General features: G+C 36.2%; 16 protein-coding genes. 2 read left to right on the top strand and 14 right to left on the bottom strand.

Annotated features, from left to right (window positions below):
* Positions 1-37 precede the first annotated feature (37 nt).
* The 6 genes from LDM92_RS01325 to prmA all read right to left on the bottom strand — a co-directional run bounded on the left by LDM92_RS01325 (position 38) and on the right by prmA (position 8,084).
* Positions 38-538, bottom strand: coding sequence for an NUDIX hydrolase (locus tag LDM92_RS01325; RefSeq protein WP_223901704.1), 501 nt, complete (start codon positions 536-538; stop codon positions 38-40).
* A gap of 98 nt (positions 539-636) precedes the next feature.
* Positions 637-2,478 (bottom strand): aspartate--tRNA ligase, encoded by a 1,842-nt coding sequence (aspS, locus tag LDM92_RS01320; protein WP_223901703.1) that lies wholly within the window; start codon positions 2,476-2,478, stop codon positions 637-639.
* 3 nt (positions 2,479-2,481) lie between these two features.
* Positions 2,482-3,768 carry a histidine--tRNA ligase gene (hisS, locus tag LDM92_RS01315; protein ID WP_223901702.1) on the bottom strand — a complete coding sequence of 429 codons (1,287 nt, stop codon included), beginning with the start codon at positions 3,766-3,768 and terminating at the stop codon, positions 2,482-2,484.
* Between the two features lie 275 nt (positions 3,769-4,043).
* Positions 4,044-4,481 (bottom strand): D-aminoacyl-tRNA deacylase, encoded by a 438-nt coding sequence (gene dtd / locus LDM92_RS01310; protein ID WP_223901701.1) that lies wholly within the window; start codon positions 4,479-4,481, stop codon positions 4,044-4,046.
* Positions 4,481-6,721 carry a RelA/SpoT family protein gene (locus LDM92_RS01305; RefSeq protein WP_223901700.1) on the bottom strand — a complete coding sequence of 747 codons (2,241 nt, stop codon included), beginning with the start codon at positions 6,719-6,721 and terminating at the stop codon, positions 4,481-4,483. Before LDM92_RS01305 ends, dtd begins: the two co-directional genes overlap by 1 nt.
* Before the next feature lie 418 nt (positions 6,722-7,139).
* Complete coding sequence (gene prmA, locus LDM92_RS01300; RefSeq protein WP_223901699.1) at positions 7,140-8,084, bottom strand: 50S ribosomal protein L11 methyltransferase; 945 nt, start codon at positions 8,082-8,084, stop codon at positions 7,140-7,142.
* A 62-nt stretch (positions 8,085-8,146) separates the two neighbouring features.
* On the opposite strand from prmA, the gene ybaK reads away from it, so the two are divergent.
* A complete protein-coding gene (ybaK, locus tag LDM92_RS01295; protein WP_223901698.1) occupies positions 8,147-8,647 on the top strand; it encodes a Cys-tRNA(Pro) deacylase in 501 nt (166 codons plus the stop codon).
* A gap of 125 nt (positions 8,648-8,772) precedes the next feature.
* The gene (locus LDM92_RS01290) at positions 8,773-9,717 is read left to right on the top strand and encodes a sugar-binding transcriptional regulator (protein WP_223901697.1); all 945 of its coding nucleotides are present in this window, start codon (positions 8,773-8,775) and stop codon (positions 9,715-9,717) included.
* Positions 9,718-9,719: 2 nt separating this feature from the next.
* Here LDM92_RS01290 and citX read toward each other — a convergent pair whose 3' ends face one another.
* From citX to LDM92_RS01250, 8 genes are all read right to left on the bottom strand, one after another.
* The gene (gene citX / locus LDM92_RS01285) at positions 9,720-10,268 is read right to left on the bottom strand and encodes a citrate lyase holo-[acyl-carrier protein] synthase (RefSeq protein ID WP_223901696.1); all 549 of its coding nucleotides are present in this window, start codon (positions 10,266-10,268) and stop codon (positions 9,720-9,722) included.
* Between the two features lie 85 nt (positions 10,269-10,353).
* The gene (gene citF, locus LDM92_RS01280) at positions 10,354-11,892 is read right to left on the bottom strand and encodes a citrate lyase subunit alpha (RefSeq protein ID WP_309294906.1); all 1,539 of its coding nucleotides are present in this window, start codon (positions 11,890-11,892) and stop codon (positions 10,354-10,356) included.
* A complete protein-coding gene (locus LDM92_RS01275) occupies positions 11,882-12,796 on the bottom strand; it encodes an aldolase/citrate lyase family protein (protein WP_223901694.1) in 915 nt (304 codons plus the stop codon). The genes citF and LDM92_RS01275 overlap by 11 nt, the downstream gene beginning before the upstream one ends.
* Entirely contained in the window at positions 12,797-13,093 is a 297-nt protein-coding gene (citD, locus tag LDM92_RS01270) for a citrate lyase acyl carrier protein (RefSeq protein ID WP_223901693.1), read from the bottom strand. It lies immediately after the preceding gene.
* Positions 13,083-14,138, bottom strand: coding sequence for a [citrate (pro-3S)-lyase] ligase (gene citC, locus LDM92_RS01265; RefSeq protein ID WP_223901692.1), 1,056 nt, complete (start codon positions 14,136-14,138; stop codon positions 13,083-13,085). The genes citD and citC overlap by 11 nt, the downstream gene beginning before the upstream one ends.
* A 20-nt stretch (positions 14,139-14,158) precedes the next feature.
* Positions 14,159-14,953, bottom strand: a complete 795-nt coding sequence (locus tag LDM92_RS01260; RefSeq protein WP_223901691.1) for an alpha/beta fold hydrolase — start codon at positions 14,951-14,953, stop codon at positions 14,159-14,161.
* Positions 14,954-16,420: a DASS family sodium-coupled anion symporter gene (locus tag LDM92_RS01255; protein ID WP_223901690.1), complete on the bottom strand. Its 1,467-nt coding sequence runs from the start codon at positions 16,418-16,420 to the stop codon at positions 14,954-14,956.
* A 5-nt stretch (positions 16,421-16,425) separates the two neighbouring features.
* Positions 16,426-17,136, bottom strand: a complete 711-nt coding sequence (locus LDM92_RS01250) for an RraA family protein (RefSeq protein WP_223901689.1) — start codon at positions 17,134-17,136, stop codon at positions 16,426-16,428.
* Positions 17,137-17,148 lie beyond the last annotated feature (12 nt).

Here is a 17,148-nt window from a genome sequence, read left to right as displayed (position 1 = left end):
GGTTAAGGAAATGATTTCCTTAACCGCTTTTTTTACTTTAAAAAACAGGTTTATCAAGTACAATCCACTTATCAAAAGTTTGATCTGCTAAATCAAAATTGTCTGGGTTTAATAAAAATTGTTTAGCTTTAACTACTAAAGGCGAAGAATTTCCAATACTTATCTTTGCTAATGGTATCCTGATTGCTCCTAAAGAATCTTGCCCTGTGAACTGCTTGGCTTCAGTCTGCAAATTACCACTAAACTTATTGATTCTATAAAAAACGCAAATATGTTGATTAAAATGCCATTGTTCATAATCCCAAGGGTATTTAAACGAAGTAACACCAATTTGCCTGTAATCTTGAACTATTAAGCCTGTTTCTTCATTTACTTCACGCTTAACTGCATGCTTTAATGATTCCCCGTCTTCTAAACTACCTCCTGGTAAGTCATAGCGATTTATATAAGGTCCATCCTCTTTTTTGATTACAACTAGATTTTGCTGATCACCAATAATGCCATAGCAACCAAAAGCCCGGTGAAATTTATCAGTCATATGATTTCCTCCTAACTCAGGTCAATTTTTTAACAATAAGTGAACAAAATAGCATGAAGAGCATAATTCTTCATGCTATTTTGATATTTGTTTTATCTTTAATCCCAACTGGTATTTTGTGCAGCATCTTTTTCAGCTTGTACTTTCAAGTTTGCTTCAATTTTAGCTACATCGTCTTGATACTTATCTTCGACCTCAATGCCCAAATCAGTTAATTGTTGTTCAGATACAGGAGCAGGTGCATGCATCATTGGTTCTGAAGCATTGGCATTTTTCGGGAATGCCAATACATCACGGATATTATCTTTTTCAGCAAGCAGCATTGCAAAACGGTCAAGCCCGATGGCAAGTCCAGCATGTGGTGGGAAGCCCATATCCAAAGCTTCAAGAAGATAGCCAAATTGTTCATAGGCTCGTTTTTTGGTAAAACCGAGGGCCTTAAACATTTTTTCCTGAATTGAACGCTTGTGAATACGGATTGAACCTCCACCCAATTCATCACCGTTCATAACTATATCATAGCTGCGAGCGTGAGCTTTATGCGGTTCAGTATCTAGTAATTTAATACCTTCATCATCAGGCATAGTGAATGGATGGTGTGCTGCAATCCATCTACCAAATCCTTCATCATATTCAAATAATGGCCAGTCAACCACCCAGACAAAGTTAAATACATGTTTTGGAATAATATTTGTTTCTTTAGCGAATTCACGACGCAAATGGTCAAGCGAGTCGCAGCAAACTTTCCATTTGTCAGCAATAAATACGACTAATTCGCCGCCTTGCAAGTTAAATTCATTGATTAAAGAAGCTTTATTTTCATCAGTTAAGAATCGAGAAATTGGACCAGAGAACTCACCATCTTCAAATTTGACCCAAGCCAAACCTTTTGCATGGTAGCGCTTAATATAGTCCTGCTTTTTCTCAATTTGTTTGCGAGAGTATTTTTGAGCACCATCTTTAACTGCAATCCCTTTAACAAAGCCACCATTGGCAATAGCACCAGAGAAGACTTTAAAAGCACTATCCTTAAAGATTGGACTTAAGTCGTGAATCAACATGCCAAAACGGGTATCTGGCTTATCTGTACCGTAATTGTTCATTGAATCTGTCCAGGAAATGCGATCAATTGGAGTTTTCAGATCAATTCCCATTACGTCTTTCATGATTTTCTTGAGCAAGCCTTCAGTGTAGTCTTGTACCTGCTGCTCATCGGTAAAAGAAGTTTCCATATCAATCTGAGTGAATTCAGGTTGTCTGTCACCACGCAAATCTTCATCGCGGAAGCATCTTGCCAATTGATAATATTTATCAAAGCCAGCTCCCATCAATAATTGCTTGAAAAGCTGGGGAGATTGTGGCAGAGCGTAAAAACTGCCAGGATAAATCCTGGATGGTACCAAATAGTCACGAGCACCTTCAGGTGAAGACTTTCCTAAAATTGGTGTTTCAATATCAATGAAACCATTTTGATCAAAAAATTCATGTGTTGCTCGTAAAATTTTTGACCGTAAAATGATAGCATTTTGCAAGTTGGGTCTACGCAAATCCAAATAGCGATACTTTAGCCGAGTCTGTTCGGCAACTTCAACATTATCTTTAACTTCAAACGGCGGATTCTTGGCTTTGTTCAACACATTGATTTCTTTAGCCTCGACTTCGACTTCTCCCGTTTTCATGTCAGGATTAATACTTGAACGCTTAACTACTTTACCTTTAACCTGAATTACATATTCATTTCCTAGTGAATCTGCAATAGCCATTAACTCTTGGCCTGAATCATGATTAACTACAACTTGGACAAGACCTTCTCGATCGCGTAAATCAATAAACACCAGATTACCTAGATTTCGCACACGTTGTACCCAGCCGTACAAATTTACACTCTGATTAATAAATTTTGCTGTGATATTACCACAATAGTCAGTTCTTTTTTCCATTTTTTATTCCTTTAATTGTTTCATTACCGCATTCATATCTTCAAGATCGTTGAAATTAAACTTAAATGTTTTAGCATCAGAAAGTCTCTTAACATTTAAAACACTGGCAGCTAATTCTTTATCGCCAAGAGTAATAACGTATTTAGCTTTAGCTCTATCCGCTTTTTTGAATTGAGCTTTTAACTTCTTTTGATCAACATCATATTGAACTTTCAGACCTTGCTTACGCAATAAACGAGCAATTGCAACCGTTTTTACTTCTGTTTCTTGACCGATATTGGCAATAAAGAAATCAATGCCCTGATCTACAAAAAGCTCGGGATTTTGTTTTTGTAATACCAGCATCAAACGTTCTTCTCCAATGCCAAAACCAACGGCTGGAGTACTTGGCCCGTCAAATTCCTCTACTAGGTTATCATATCGACCGCCGCCAAGGATTGTTGAAGCAGATTCCCAAATGCTTTTATCTTCAACCATGAATTCAAAAATGACACCGGTATAATAATCAAGTCCACGAACTAAATCATTATCAATCACATAATTAATCTTTAATTGATCCAGCATTTTTAAAATTTGGTCAAAGTTTTCTTTTGATTCTTGATCCAAATAATCAACTATTTTAGGCGCATCTGGTAAAAACTGCTTATCCTGTTCATCTTTAGAATCTAGAATGCGCAAAGGATTCTTTTTGAGCCGTCTTTTTGAGTCATCAGAAAGCTGGTCTCTAATTGGTTTAAAATAATTAACCAATGCATCATGATAATCTTGACGAACTTGTGCATTACCCAGCGTATTAATATGTAACTCATAATTTCTCACACCAAGTTTGGCTAATAAATCATGAGCCAGAACAATTGTTTCTACGTCTGCCAAAGGATTTGCGGAGCCAAAACTCTCGATGCCAATTTGGTGAAATTCACGTTGGCGCCCTGCTTGAGGCCTTTCATAGCGAAATGTCGACTCAATATAATAAACGTTTAAAGGCTTGGCAATTTCTGGTGCGTAAAGCTTATCTTCGACGTAGGCACGCACAACTCCAGCTGTCCCTTCAGGTCTTAAGGCAATGTGTCTGCCACCTTTATCATTAAAATCATACATTTCTTTTTCAACAACATCAGAAGTTTCACCACTCGAGCGCGAAAAAACATTATAGTTTTCAAAACTGGGTGTCCGAATCTCGCGATAATTTGCTTGTTTAAAAAAGTCACGCAATATTTGTTCGACTTTTTCCCATGATCCAGATTCATCTGGCAAAATATCAACTGTTCCTTTAGGTCTTTGAACTCTCATTTAATCATCCTTTTAATAAAAAAACGTCCTTGAATAAATCAAGGGCGCTCTGATTTAGCACGGTACCACCTTTTACCTGCTGCGAATAACGCTCGCGAGGCGATCATTATCTGGTAAAGGGGTCACAGTTAGTTTTTTCCCCACCTTTTCACCAAAAACAGGCGGTCTCTGAATAAAAATACTAAACTTCAGTCTTTGTCATTGATAATTCTTTTTTAGAATATAGTTTTCACAGTTAAAAGTCAACCTGTAGTACTACTATGCATGCATGATATTTACAAATCCAACACAATTGTGAAAGGTCCATCATTTTCTAAATCAACCTGCATGTCAGCACCAAATTCACCTGTTTCTACAGTTAAACCCAGTTTCTCCAATTCTTTATTGAACTGTTCCCATAACTCTTTTGATTTTGGTGGTCTCATAGCTTTAATAAAACTTGGTCGATTACCCTTTTTGGTATCTGCTAGTAAAGTAAACTGACTAACACTTAATATTTGTCCGCCAACATCTTTAATTGCTAAATTAGTTTTACCATTTTCATCTTCAAAGATACGCATTTTAGCAATTTTAGCAGCGGCTTTTTTAACAGTATCGGCTTCATCGCCTTCTTTTAAACCAACTAGCAGTAATAAACCCTTGGAAATTTCTCCTACTGTATTTTCAGCTATTTTTACACTAGCCCTGTTAACTCTTTGGATCACAATTCGCATTAATTATCAGCCCTCCTCGTCTGGTATACATCTGGTATATCTCTTAATTTGGTCAAAATGCCATCCAATTGAGCTGAATTGTTGACTGCCACTGTAGCATATATATGAGCAATATTATCTTCATTAACTTTGCCTGAGATATTATTAATATTTGGGGTTAGTGTGTTCAATTTTGTAATGACATCTGTAAGTAATTTACCACGATTGTAGCCGAAGACTTCAATATTAGCATTAAATGCTTGCGCACTGTTTTCAGCAACATTTTCCCATTGAACTTCAATCAGTCTGCCCTTACTTTCGTCATTATTTACAATGTTACGGCAGTCTGTTCGATGAATTGTCACGCCCCGACCTTTAGTAACATAGCCAACGATGTCGTCTCCAGGAACCGGGTTGCAACACTTGGCCAAATGAAGCATCAAGTCACTTATGCCCTGAATCATGACACCATTTTTGTGCTTGATCTTCATTGCCTTAGAATCTTTTTTACTTGGTGGATTTTCCGAAACTGCTTTTTGTCCTGAATTCAGAATTTCTTCTTCAAGCTGCTTTTGCTTCTTCTTTTCATTCTCGCGGCGTATATCCGCAGTTAATCTGTTAACCACACCAATCGCGGAGAGATCACCAAAACCAATTGAAGCATACATTTCATCTGCTGTGTGATAATTTATTTGCTCCAATAGTGGCTCAATATGTTCTTTTGACATAAATACTTTGGGTGAAAGTCCTTGCTCACGCAGTTTGTCGGCAACCATTTGCTCGCCCTGCTCAATACTATGGTCACGATCAAGATTTCTAAAGTACCGGCGAATTTTGTTGCGTGCGCGCGAGGTCTTAACTAAATCAACCCAGTCGCGTGAAGGGGTAGCATTCGACTGCGTCATTATTTCAATGACATCGCCATTTTTCAGTTTATAATCAAGAGGTACTAATTTACCATTGACTTTGGCTCCGACTGCATGACTACCCACTTGAGTATGAATCTCATAAGCAAAATCTAAGGTAACTGACCCTTTTGGCAGTTCATAAACTTCACCTTTAGGAGTGAAAACATAAACACGATCAGAGAAGATTTCGCTTTTAACGCTTTTCATGAATTCGTCAGCATCTGAAGTTTCATCTTTTAATTCTAAAATTTCACGGACCATATCCAACTTTTCATTTGAACTGGTTTGTTCTACACCTTTAAAATTTCCCCTCTTATATGCCCAGTGAGCAGCCACACCGTATTCAGCAACTTCATGCATTTGTTCGGTTCTGATTTGTATTTCAAGAGGTCTGCCACCAGGACCAATAATAGTGGTATGAAGCGACTGGTAGCCGTTGACCTTAGGAACAGCAATATAGTCCTTAAACCGGCCAGGCATCGGTTTCCATTTAGTATGAACTGCTCCTAAAACTGCATAACAGTCTTTAACCGTTTTAACAATCACGCGCACTGCCAACAAGTCATAAATTTCATTAAAATCTTTATGCTTGTTGACCATTTTTTTATAAATAGAATAAATATGCTTTGGTCGACCATATATTTCGTACTTAATGCCCAGGCTATCCAAACTTTCCTTAAGTGTCTTGATTGCATCTTGGATATATTTTTCCCTTTGGCTGCGTTTAAGATTCATTAAATTAACAATGCGATAATATGCCTTGGGATTCAAATAATGAAAACTCATATCTTCAAGTTCCCATTTAATTGTTCCGATACCCAAACGATCAGCTAAGGGAGCATAAATATCCATAGTCTCAGATGCAATTCGGCGCTGCTTATCAGGGCGCAAATGCTCTAAAGTATGCATATTATGCAGTCTGTCAGCTAATTTGACCATAATCACACGAATATCTTTTGCCATTGCAATTAACATTTTTCTGTGATTTTCAGCCAAAAATTCTTGATGCGATTTATACTGGTATTTATTTAATTTAGTGACACCATCAACTATAAAAGCAACATCTTTACCAAATTTTTCCTTAATATCATCATTAGTGACTGGCGTATCTTCTACTGTATCATGTAGGAATCCTGCTGCAATTGTATCCGGATCAAGACTCAGTTTTGCAAGAGTACCGGCAACTTGGGTAGGATGAACGATATATGGCTGACCGGAGGCTCTTTTTTGATCTTTATGGGCATTTGCAGCAAATTTATATGCTTTTTCAACAAATGCAATTTGATCATCATTCATATATTTTTTACAGGTATCTATCACCTGTTCATGTGTCATTTCAATGTACTTTGACATAGAATATCGCCCCTTCTAGCACTATCCGTAAATTTGATTATCCATTAGACCAAATATTTCCAAAATGAGATAAATCAATGCAAACAAAAAGTTATAATTAGCATATTTCAATAAAACAATTAAGCAAAAACAGCCTGGCAAAAACAAGAGCCAATAGTGCCTTAATTTAAGTGCTTTAATCAATTTGCCAATGTGATAGCTAATTATGCTGTTGAGTATTATAAATAACAGTCCCACGCGATAAATAGTTCCTATAGAAAACAGGCTAAATATGAGTGGCAAAATCATGACTAATATACTCCAGCAAATTACAGGCGTAATTTTGTAGCTATTTAACTTTTTAAAAAAAGGAATATTTTTTAGTTTATCAATCAACTTGTTAGTTCCTTACTAATTTAATTATCTATTATAACTCTATTTAGTTATCTTTTCTTTCAATAATTAACCCAATCCAACGTCCTTGTTGCATTGATAATATAATTTGGAATCCATTTGCAGTTAAAGCTGTCTTGATTTTTTCAATCTGGTCACAATCTATCCCAGAAAAAATCACTTTTCCATTAGAGTTTAAATGTTCATCCAATTCTGGAATTAAATCAAGTAAAATTTCAGCCAAAATATTTGCTACAATAATATCATATTTACTTTTGACTTGATTTAATAAGTTCGTCTTCTGCACTTTTATATTAGTTAAATTATTTAAAGATATATTTTCATTAGCAGCAGTTATTGCCTCATCAGATATATCTGTTGCTAAAACTGAGCTTGCTCCTAAGACAGATGAAGCAATAGCTAAAATTCCAGAGCCTGTGCCAACATCACAAACAGTCTCTGGTTTGACTAAAATCTGTTCCAGTCCTAACAGTGCCAATTGAGTAGTCTTATGTGAACCAGTTCCAAATGCCAAACCTGGGTCAAGTTTGATTATGTTTTGGTCTTTAAAAGCTGGCTGATATTCTTCCCATTCAGGTACTATTGCCAAGTGCCTGGAAAAATCAATTGGATGATAAAATTTTTGCCACACTGTATTCCAGTCTTCATCTTTGATATAAGAAGCAGTAACTTTAGCCTGACCTATTTTCAAACCGTAACCCTCTAATTCAGACAGTTTTTTTTGGTACTTTTTAACTAATTCTGCCTGATCCTGTTCCATATCAAAATATGCTAAAAATTCCAAATCTTCAGGTAAGTCTTTTATTTCGTCAAGTTTAACAATTGTTGAATCAGATTCCCAACCAGCTTGTTCAAAATCTGAACGTTTCCGTGTTTCAGTGCCCAAACACTTTAGTACATCATGACTATATATATTTAATGCATCTTCAACTTCATGACTAGTTTCTATTTTAATAATTAACAATTTCATTATTTTTTTAACTCCCTTTTATTTTCCCTTTTATCAATGCTATCATTAAAAAGGTGATCATTATGTCAAAAAAGAAAAATAAGATTGAAAAGACGCTTGTCGAAAAAATATTAGATAGGAATAAAATACTATATCGACAAGCAGAGTTTGCTACACATGAAGATTCAGGCGGTGTGGCAAAAATGGATACATCCATTTTAAACGAGAATGAACATTTGGTCTATAAAACTTTGGTGTGCTGTGGAAATAAGACGTCGACTTTAGTAGCGGTAATACCAGTAACCGAGCATTTGAGCATGAAAAAACTTGCCAAAAACTCCGGTAATAAAAAATGTGAAATGTTGCCTCTGAAAGATTTAGAAAAGACTACCGGTTATGTACATGGGGCTAATACTCCCATTGGCATCTATTTTAAACATCATTTTCCTATTTTTCTTGATAATAGCATGATCAGCGAAAATGAAATTGCTGTTTCCAGTGGCAAAATTGGCCGGAGCGTGTTTTTAAATCCTCAAGATTTGCAAAAAATCACACATGCAAAATTTTGTGATTTACTTGAATAAAAGCAGAATTTAAATTTCGTATCCCGAAAATTTTTCTTCTAAAGAGTTGCTTAAGTTATAGTATTAAACCGTTCTTTCTAATATAATTAAAACAAATAAAAAGTATAAAGAATAGGAAAAAACAAATGACATTGTTAACAGATGAACAACTTGCGAACATCGCACACGACTATTTTTTGAGCAAGCTGAACATTGCAGAAATCTCGAAAAAGTATAATCTCTCCCGCTATCTTATAGCTAAAGCAATAGATGAAGCTGAAGATAAAGGAATAGTAAAAATCAGTATTTATCAAAGCCCCAAGCGATCACAAAAACTTGAGCGTGAATTTCAAAGGCTTTTCGGTTTGAAAGAAGTTTATATTTTAGAAGATAAAGAAACCAAAAACCAAGATAATGAAATGATTGTTAACTATGCAGCTAAGCAAATACAAAATTACATTAATTCAGCTCATGTTGTCGGCTTAACTTGGGGAACTCTCTTAAGAGACATTATTGATGATTTTTCAGCAGAAACACGCGATGATCTAACGTTTGTGCAGCTATTAGGGCAAGTGGTAAATGCCAGTAAACGTAAACAACCATTAATTCAGCATGCTGCCAATAAATTCAGCGCAAAATGTCTCACTTTTCCTGCTCCTCTTTATGCTATTGATCCCACTTTAGTAAAAAAGGTTCATAAAGAACCGTACTATGAATACATAGAAAAATATTTTTCTCAGATTGACCTGGTATTTGCAAGCATCGGAACAATGCAATCATTAGAATCCGGTCAATTCTTTATGGACTATTATGCAGATAAACTTTTCCCTGGTCTTAAGAAAAATCAATTAGCGGGAATTATTTTTGGTAGACCTTATGATATTAAGGGACGCTTTTATAGTCCCATTGAGCCACATATTTCAGGAATCAGCCTTTCCAATATTTTTGCAATTCCTGATCGCTTTGTCATAGTCAGGAATCGCTTTAAAGAAGACGCTCTTTTAGGAGCTTTAAGAACAGGAGTAATTACCCACTTAATCACTACTAGTGGAATAGCAGAAAGAGTTTTACATAAGAATAATACTCTCTAGTTTTAATTAGAGGATATCTCCTGCCTATACAAATTGGTGATATAATCTTGTAATTCCGTGACTGAATGTCTTCTTGAACGAGCACATTCTTTAGCAGGTCTTGAACATAAAAAACATTTACGAACGGGCATACCTAATTCTTTGCGGGATATAGCCTGTTTTTGTTTATTAATTAAAACATCAGCATCAAAAAGTCGATTTATTTTTTTATGATCCTCAAATTCAACTGCTTTTTCTTTTACAACTCTGTAGTTACAATTGACAAGGTAAAAATTTTCGGGGCCTGTCACCTTTTCCCAATGTTCATAAAGAATAAAAGGTAAATTACTACTTTGAAAAACTTTCTCTAAGTCAAAAATACCTTCGGCAAATATTTTCTCTAAATAACGATTGTTTTTAATAGGACCTGGTATGTTCAATTTAACATCCAATAATGTTGTCTCTGGGAACTTTTGCAAGATTTGTTGTTGAAGTTTGACACGTTCATCTTTATTTTGCAGTACATCGGTTATACTCTGAGGCTGACCCACATTAAAAATTGATTTTATCATTCTGGTATTCACTTTTTTTATATTATAACTAAAAAATGTGAGAACAAGTTAAAGCTCATTCTCACACTTTTTTTAAAATAAATAATTAGTCTTTTACTTGCTTAATAGTATCAATAATTGTGCCGTCTCGATACTGAATAAGAGCAACAGTCCGATCAGTATATGCCAGTGGTTTTGGAACTCCAACTTGCTGTTGAGCCATTTTTTGAAGTTCCTTAATATCAACTACATTAAGTTCAGGCACTTTGGCAAAAGCATCTATGAGATCCTTACGACGTGGATTAATTGCAATTCCTCTTTCAGTTACCAAAACATCAATTGAATCACCAGGAGTTACAACTGTTTCAACTGCTGGAACAACAGTCGCATTTCGTCCGCGTACCAATGGAGCAGTAATAATAGTCATTTTGGCTGCAGCTGCATCTTGGTGACCACCAATAGCACCACGGATAACACCATCAGAACCGGTCATTACGTTAACGTTGAAATCTGTATCAATCTGTAAAGCCGAAAGAATAGCAACATCTAAATTATTAACTACTGCCCCTTTATTGTGAGGATCGGCGTACCAAGATGCATCAATCTCTTGTTGATTTTTATTCTTAGCCATTGATGCAGCAGCACCTTTATCAAAATCCTGCACATCCATAATTTTTTTGACCAGGCCTTCCTCAAGTAGGTCGGTTGTGGGCTTGGTAATGCCACCTAGAGCAAACGATGCTGTGATGCCATCTTTTAACATTGATTCTCTTAAATATCTGGTCACAGCAAGAGCAGCTCCGCCAGATCCTGTCTGAAAAGAAAATCCTTGCTTATAATAAGGTGAATTAGTAATTACCTGATTAACGGTTTGCGCAATCTTCAGCTCTTTTGGATCTTTAGTAAAACGAGTCGCTCCTGAACCAATTTTATCCGCGTCACCTATTTGATCAACCTTAACAACGTAATCGACCTGAGTTTGTTTAATAGAAGCTGGAGTATTTGGATAATCAACAATGTTGTCTGTCAATAAAACTACTTTATTCGCATATTGAGAGTCAATCAATGCGTATCCTAAAGAACCGAATACGGCATCTCCTTCTTGACCATTAGCGTTTCCTGCAGGATCAGAATTAGGGACACCTAAAAAGGCAACATCAATTTTGATTTCTCCTTCTTCAATTGAACGCGCACGGTTTCCGTGAGAACGGAAAATCACTGGATTCTTCAGTCCACCATGGGAAACAAAATCCCCTAAGCTGCCTCTCATTCCAGAAGAAGTAATATTGGTAATGACACCCTTTTTAATTGCTTCAATTACTTTGTCATTCATAACACCAGTCAAAGAAGAAGGAGCTAAAGTTAGATTTTTGTAACCCATTTTAATAATTAAATCCATTACTTTGTTAAAAGCAAAATCGCCATTTCTAAAGTGATGGTGAAACGAAATGGTCATACCGTCTTTTAGTGTCTTTTTGATAACTTCCTCTAAAGAGTCGACCACTTTTGATTCGCCGGTGGTAACTTGCACTTTGGGTGCAACTCTCTTTACTTCAGGATTGCCAACTACAACAGACTTAAATGGTTTTAGATTCATATCAGTCATCAAATCATCTGGCAAATTGCGCTTTACTTTATTCTCCAATGTAATTACCCTCCTCATCAATTAAATTCGAAGCTTTTGCTGTTTCAATAACGCGATCAGCTTTTTCAACTACAGGTTTGTCAACCATCTTACCGTTCATCGAAATTACTCCAGAGCCCTTTGCTTTTGCTTCCTGAATTGCATTTTGCACAGCAAGAGCATTTTCAATTTCGTCTTTAGTTGGGTTGAATACTTTATTAACCATTGGAATTTGACGTGGATTGACCAAAGACTTACCATCATAACCAAGTTCATAAATATATTTTGTCTCGCGGTAAAATCCTTCTGTGTCATTCATATTTGAAAAAACTGTATCAAAGGCATAAACATCTGCAGCTCTAGCAGCTTGTAAAACCATATTACGAGCAAATTCAAGTTCACGTCCGTCAGGATAACGGTGAGTGTGCATATCAGCAGTATAATCTTCGCCAGAAACTGCCAAACCCATCATTAATGGTGTGGCCGTTGCAATTTCAGGTGCATTAAGAACACCTTTAGCACTTTCAATCGCAGCCATTACGCCAATAGAGCCTTTTTCGACGCCATATTCTTCTTCTGCCTTTTCCATATCAGCTACTAATTTTTTAATCATTGCAGCTGATTCTGTTTTTGGCAGACGAATAACATCAACTCCTGCTCGAACCATTGCCTTTACATCTTCGTCATAAAAAGGCGTATCTTGCCCATTAATTCTGACAACTACTTCTGCACCACCAAAATCAACAGTTTTAATAGCATTAAATACTAACATTCTTGCTGCATCTTTTTCAGTTAGAGATACTGCATCTTCCAAATCCAACATAATAGAGTCGGCACCATAGAAACCGGCATCCTTAACCATAGCTGGATTATTTCCCGGTACAAACATCATTGTTCGCCGCAAACGATTTTTTACGTAAGTCATTTATTGTAGTACCTCCAATCTTGGTTTATCTGTGGTTTCGGTTGCTCTTTGAGCTGCAGCCAATGTACGTGCAGCTATTACGCAGTCAAGTGCACCTTTATCAGTAGCCTTGACTTTTGCATTATCAATTCCGAATTTATTAAGAGTATCAGTTATCACTTTTTTGATCTGATCTCCGTAAGACTTGGCTACTTCGGATTCCAAGTCAATTTCAATACCATTTTGACCAGCCGAGACCATGATTTGAATATCTGAAGATTCTAAAGTTCCTGCCACTCCAACAGTCTTAATTTCCATTGATGTTCATTCCTTTCTTTATTCTTTCTTGTAAAATTTGATAGTTTTTATTAATAAAATCAAATGTAGTTGGCGGGACTAAATTTGAAATGTCTTTTAAATTGTCACTTTTGATCAGTTGACGTACACGTGTAGCTGTAATTATTTGATCGTGATTGCAAAAGCGCTTAACAATTTCAACGTCAATTTTGGGACTAAGTGTATTTTTTAAGCTTTGATTATAGAAATTAGTTGTTCTTGAAAATGGTTCAGTACCTAAATAACGCTTTTTTATTGCCAATTTCGGTGCAATAGTATTTTTAAAAATTAATGCATCAATTTTTGTTTGCGTAGCGATCAGTTCATCAGGTGATTTTAAAAAGTATGCTGGAAAAGTTGATTGAGAAACTAAATAGTCTCCACCACTAACTACTAATACATTTTTGTACTCAGAGGTGCCTTGTTTTACCAGTTCCATTCTTTCGCTCGTCTTAAATAATGAAGCATCTGTAGCAACAACAAACACATATACCAGATCATTTTCGCTACTAGCAAGTTTTACCAGCCCTTGATGACCTAAAGTAAATGGATTAGCGTTCATGACAATTGCTGCAACTTTTTTATGACTTTGGTCTTTTATTCTGGGAATTTTTGCCAAAAAATCCTGAATATTAGGCGTGCCACTCTCTAAAAAAGCTGCTTCATTAGTATGCGCTAGTTCCTTAAATCCTAAGTGAGAAAAACTGGCAGAATATTTCGCTTTAGTAAACACGAATGAATGATAAATTCTCTGATTAAAAAGGTATTCCTGTAGTGCTGAAACTATTTGATTAAATCTTGCTCCCTGAACAGATTCATCATTTGAAACTGCGATATATTTGAGAACATTTCCAGCAATGCTACCCGTTCCTACTAATTGACCATCTTCATCAATTAGGCCAGCTGTATGATCAATCACAGCAACTTCACGAGAACTAAAATTATTAATCCCTTGACTAACTAGGAAATTTTGCCACCTATTTTTTGTTTCTGGTAATCTTAAGAAAAGTTCTACGGTTTTATCCATTTTCCCATTCTCACTTTGAGTTAAATTTCTTTTAAAAAGTTCATAACTTCTTTATACATGCTCAGAGGCTGCTCAGCTTGAATTAGGTGTCCACAATTTTTGATAATCTTCGCAGTTATTGCTTTATTCAACTTTTCCATGGCATAGGCAAAGTGATAGTCAAAAAAGTGTGAATTTTGTCCTGCTAAAACGAGCATTGGGATTTTTAAATCAATTAAAACATCTCGCCAATCTTGCTCAGCATGATCTATACGACAAAGATAATTCTCTTCAGCATTATATGAATATTTCTGGGCTTCCATTTTGGCCTCTTTAAACATTTCATCATTAATATGAGTAAAGCTGCCATTGCCAAAATCTGCCTTTAAATAATCCGGGTAATTCTGCCAAGTTAGATCTTTAAAGCCGTACTTCCAAGAGCTATCTCGAATCATCTTGGGTGGCTGATCTAAATCAATAATTGCCTTTAGCCTGTCATAGCCAAATAATGAAACATAAGCCCAAATATTTGCTGCACCCATTGAATTTCCAATAGCGATAATATCTTTCAAATTTAACTTGGTAATTAGTTCCTTTAAATCAGCCGCATGACGACTGATACGCTGGCCTTTATACGTTCTTTGTGAACGTCCCTGGTTACGCGGATCTATTACGATAAAACGATAATCAGCTACAAAAAGTTTAGCAACTTTTTTCCATAATATTGCGGTGCTTCCTATACCAGGAACTGCCAATATAGGTTGTGCACTTTTATCTGTATCATAATACGCTATTCGTATACCATCATTAGTAATAAAGTTTTTCTCTTCAAGCATTTACCAGATTCCAATAATCTTCATCCAGAAAGTTCCAACTAAGCCAAAAATCAATAAATAGATAATTCCTAAGATAAAGTTGTATTTCCACCATTCACCCTGTTTAATGTAACCTGTCGTAGCTAGTATCGAAGCTGGTCCATTGGCATAATGTGTGGTTGAAGCATTAAAGGCTCCTGTAAATGCAAGCAGCATTGCAGAAAGACCCAAAGGAGCACCAGTAGCTACTGCTACTGATAAGAATGGTAAATATAAGGCTGTCATGTGAGCTGTACCACTAGCAAAGAAATAGTGAGTATAAAACATTAATATTACTAAAACCACTAATACTATTTGCCAACTTATACCATGAAGACTTGTTTGAATGGTCTTTGAGAACCAGTCAATAAAGCCAAATGAAATAAGTTTACTTGCCATAAAAATTAAAATTGACAGCCAAATTAAAATATTCCAGGCACCAGTTTGGTTTAAGGCATCTTTCATGGTTAAAACACCAGTTAACAGCAACAAGCCTACTGCTAGAAAGGCAACAAAAGTTGAATCTAATTGTGGAATATCAAAAACGCCAGATAAAACCCATAAAATTATCGCCAGCAAAAATACCATTGACATAATTTTTTCAGGTTTTGTAACTGGTCCCATCTCCTTTAAATGATCAGTGGCCCATTTTTCGGCATTAGGTGTTTCTTTTATTTCTGGTGGAAAGATTTTATAAATCACAAGTGGAATAACAATAGTTGCAACAAGAACAGGAACTACTGCGGCTGAAAACCAACTAATCCAGGTCATATTGTAATTTTTCTGTGCTGCCATTTGTGAAGCTACCATATTTGGAGCCGCTCCAGTAATGAAGAGAGCAGTCGAAAGAATATTGGCATGAAAAGCCATGAAGCTGAGATAGGCACCTATTTTCTTTCTGGAAGGCTCATTGGGGTAAGAATCATAATCTTTAGATATTGATTCGGTTACAGGCCAAACGACTCCTCCAGTTCTGGCGCTGTTTGATGGGATCAAAGCTCCTAAAATTAATTCCAATCCAGTAATGGCATAGCCGATGCCAATGGATTTCTTACCGAAACGTTTGATCATCCAATAAGCTATACGGTTGCCCAGTCCAGTTTTACTAATACCATAAGCCATGATGAAAGCCATAGCAATTAGCCAAGAAGCTGAATTGCTAAAGGCACTAAGAATTCCTGTTGTTACTTTGCCTGTTTTAGGATCCACAATGTCCTTGATTGGAGCCAAACCAACTAAAACAGTTACTATAAGTCCAATTAAAGTGGTACCACCAATTGGCAAAGGTTTCGTGATACATCCCACAATAGTTGCTACGAAAATAGCAAACATCTCCCAGGCTGGAGCTGATAAACCTGCAGGACGCAACGGCGTGATGCACCACAGTATAACACCAACAGCAAGGGGCAAAATAAATCCCTTGTAATTAACTTTCTCTAGTGTTTTCATTTTAATTACCTGTAATTTTCCGGGCGATAAATATCGTCGATAATTTCATAATTTTTGTTCTTCAGTTCTTCATCAAGCCAATTTATATTTCCTGTGCCGTCATGAAAACTGGCCGCTTTGGCATCATCTTTTTTGTGAAAATCCTGAACGATCGGAAGCAATTCACTTGCTTCTTCTAAAGCAATCTTAATAACACCATCTGCATCACCTAAAATTACGTCACCAGGATTAACACTTACATTCCCACAAGAAATGGGGACATTTATTTCTCCTGGACCTTCTTTATATGGTCCATCAGGCGTTGTACTAACCGCATAAATAGGCAAATCCCAATTACGCAAACTATCAATGTCACGTATTGGTCCGTCAACTACGACGCCAGCAACATGTCTTTGATCACGCAGCCAAGTCATCATTACTTCACCAATAACAGCCCTGGTATTGTCGTTTTCGTTATCGATCACTACGATATCGCCTTCATGGCAATATTTTAAAGCTGCATAAATAGTCAGATTATCACCTGGACGATTATGAACTGTAAAAGCTGGTCCACACATTTCTTCATGAGGCTTGGACATAAGCTTAATTCTTGGTGCCATTGCACCTGTTCTATTCATACAGTCAGCCACATTTGATGAGGGCAAATTTTTGTACGCAGCAATTACTTCTTTTTGGGGAAGGTTTCTTTTTAAAAAAATCCTTTTTCCAACCTGCATTCGTCATGCCTT

The sequence above is a fragment of the Lactobacillus laiwuensis genome, assembly GCF_019972835.1.
GTDB classification, from domain to species: domain Bacteria; phylum Bacillota; class Bacilli; order Lactobacillales; family Lactobacillaceae; genus Lactobacillus; species Lactobacillus laiwuensis.
Note: the sequence above shows the minus strand (reverse complement) of the source record. Positions and strands in the feature narration are given on the sequence as shown.

Coding starts and splice junctions, on each gene's coding strand:
- LDM92_RS01275 (WP_223901694.1), bottom strand. CDS start 12,796: ATGACTTACGTAAAAAATCGTTTGCGGCGAACAATGATGTTTGTACCG.
- dtd (WP_223901701.1), bottom strand. CDS start 4,481: ATGCGAATTGTGATCCAAAGAGTTAACAGGGCTAGTGTAAAAATAGCT.
- LDM92_RS01325 (WP_223901704.1), bottom strand. CDS start 538: ATGACTGATAAATTTCACCGGGCTTTTGGTTGCTATGGCATTATTGGT.
- LDM92_RS01255 (WP_223901690.1), bottom strand. CDS start 16,420: ATGAAAACACTAGAGAAAGTTAATTACAAGGGATTTATTTTGCCCCTT.
- LDM92_RS01260 (WP_223901691.1), bottom strand. CDS start 14,953: ATGCTTGAAGAGAAAAACTTTATTACTAATGATGGTATACGAATAGCG.
- citD (WP_223901693.1), bottom strand. CDS start 13,093: ATGGAAATTAAGACTGTTGGAGTGGCAGGAACTTTAGAATCTTCAGAT.
- prmA (WP_223901699.1), bottom strand. CDS start 8,084: ATGAAATTGTTAATTATTAAAATAGAAACTAGTCATGAAGTTGAAGAT.
- LDM92_RS01250 (WP_223901689.1), bottom strand. CDS start 17,136: ATGCAGGTTGGAAAAAGGATTTTTTTAAAAAGAAACCTTCCCCAAAAA.
- LDM92_RS01290 (WP_223901697.1), top strand. CDS start 8,773: ATGACATTGTTAACAGATGAACAACTTGCGAACATCGCACACGACTAT.
- hisS (WP_223901702.1), bottom strand. CDS start 3,768: ATGAGAGTTCAAAGACCTAAAGGAACAGTTGATATTTTGCCAGATGAA.
- aspS (WP_223901703.1), bottom strand. CDS start 2,478: ATGGAAAAAAGAACTGACTATTGTGGTAATATCACAGCAAAATTTATT.
- ybaK (WP_223901698.1), top strand. CDS start 8,147: ATGTCAAAAAAGAAAAATAAGATTGAAAAGACGCTTGTCGAAAAAATA.
- LDM92_RS01305 (WP_223901700.1), bottom strand. CDS start 6,721: ATGTCAAAGTACATTGAAATGACACATGAACAGGTGATAGATACCTGT.
- citC (WP_223901692.1), bottom strand. CDS start 14,138: ATGGATAAAACCGTAGAACTTTTCTTAAGATTACCAGAAACAAAAAAT.
- citX (WP_223901696.1), bottom strand. CDS start 10,268: ATGATAAAATCAATTTTTAATGTGGGTCAGCCTCAGAGTATAACCGAT.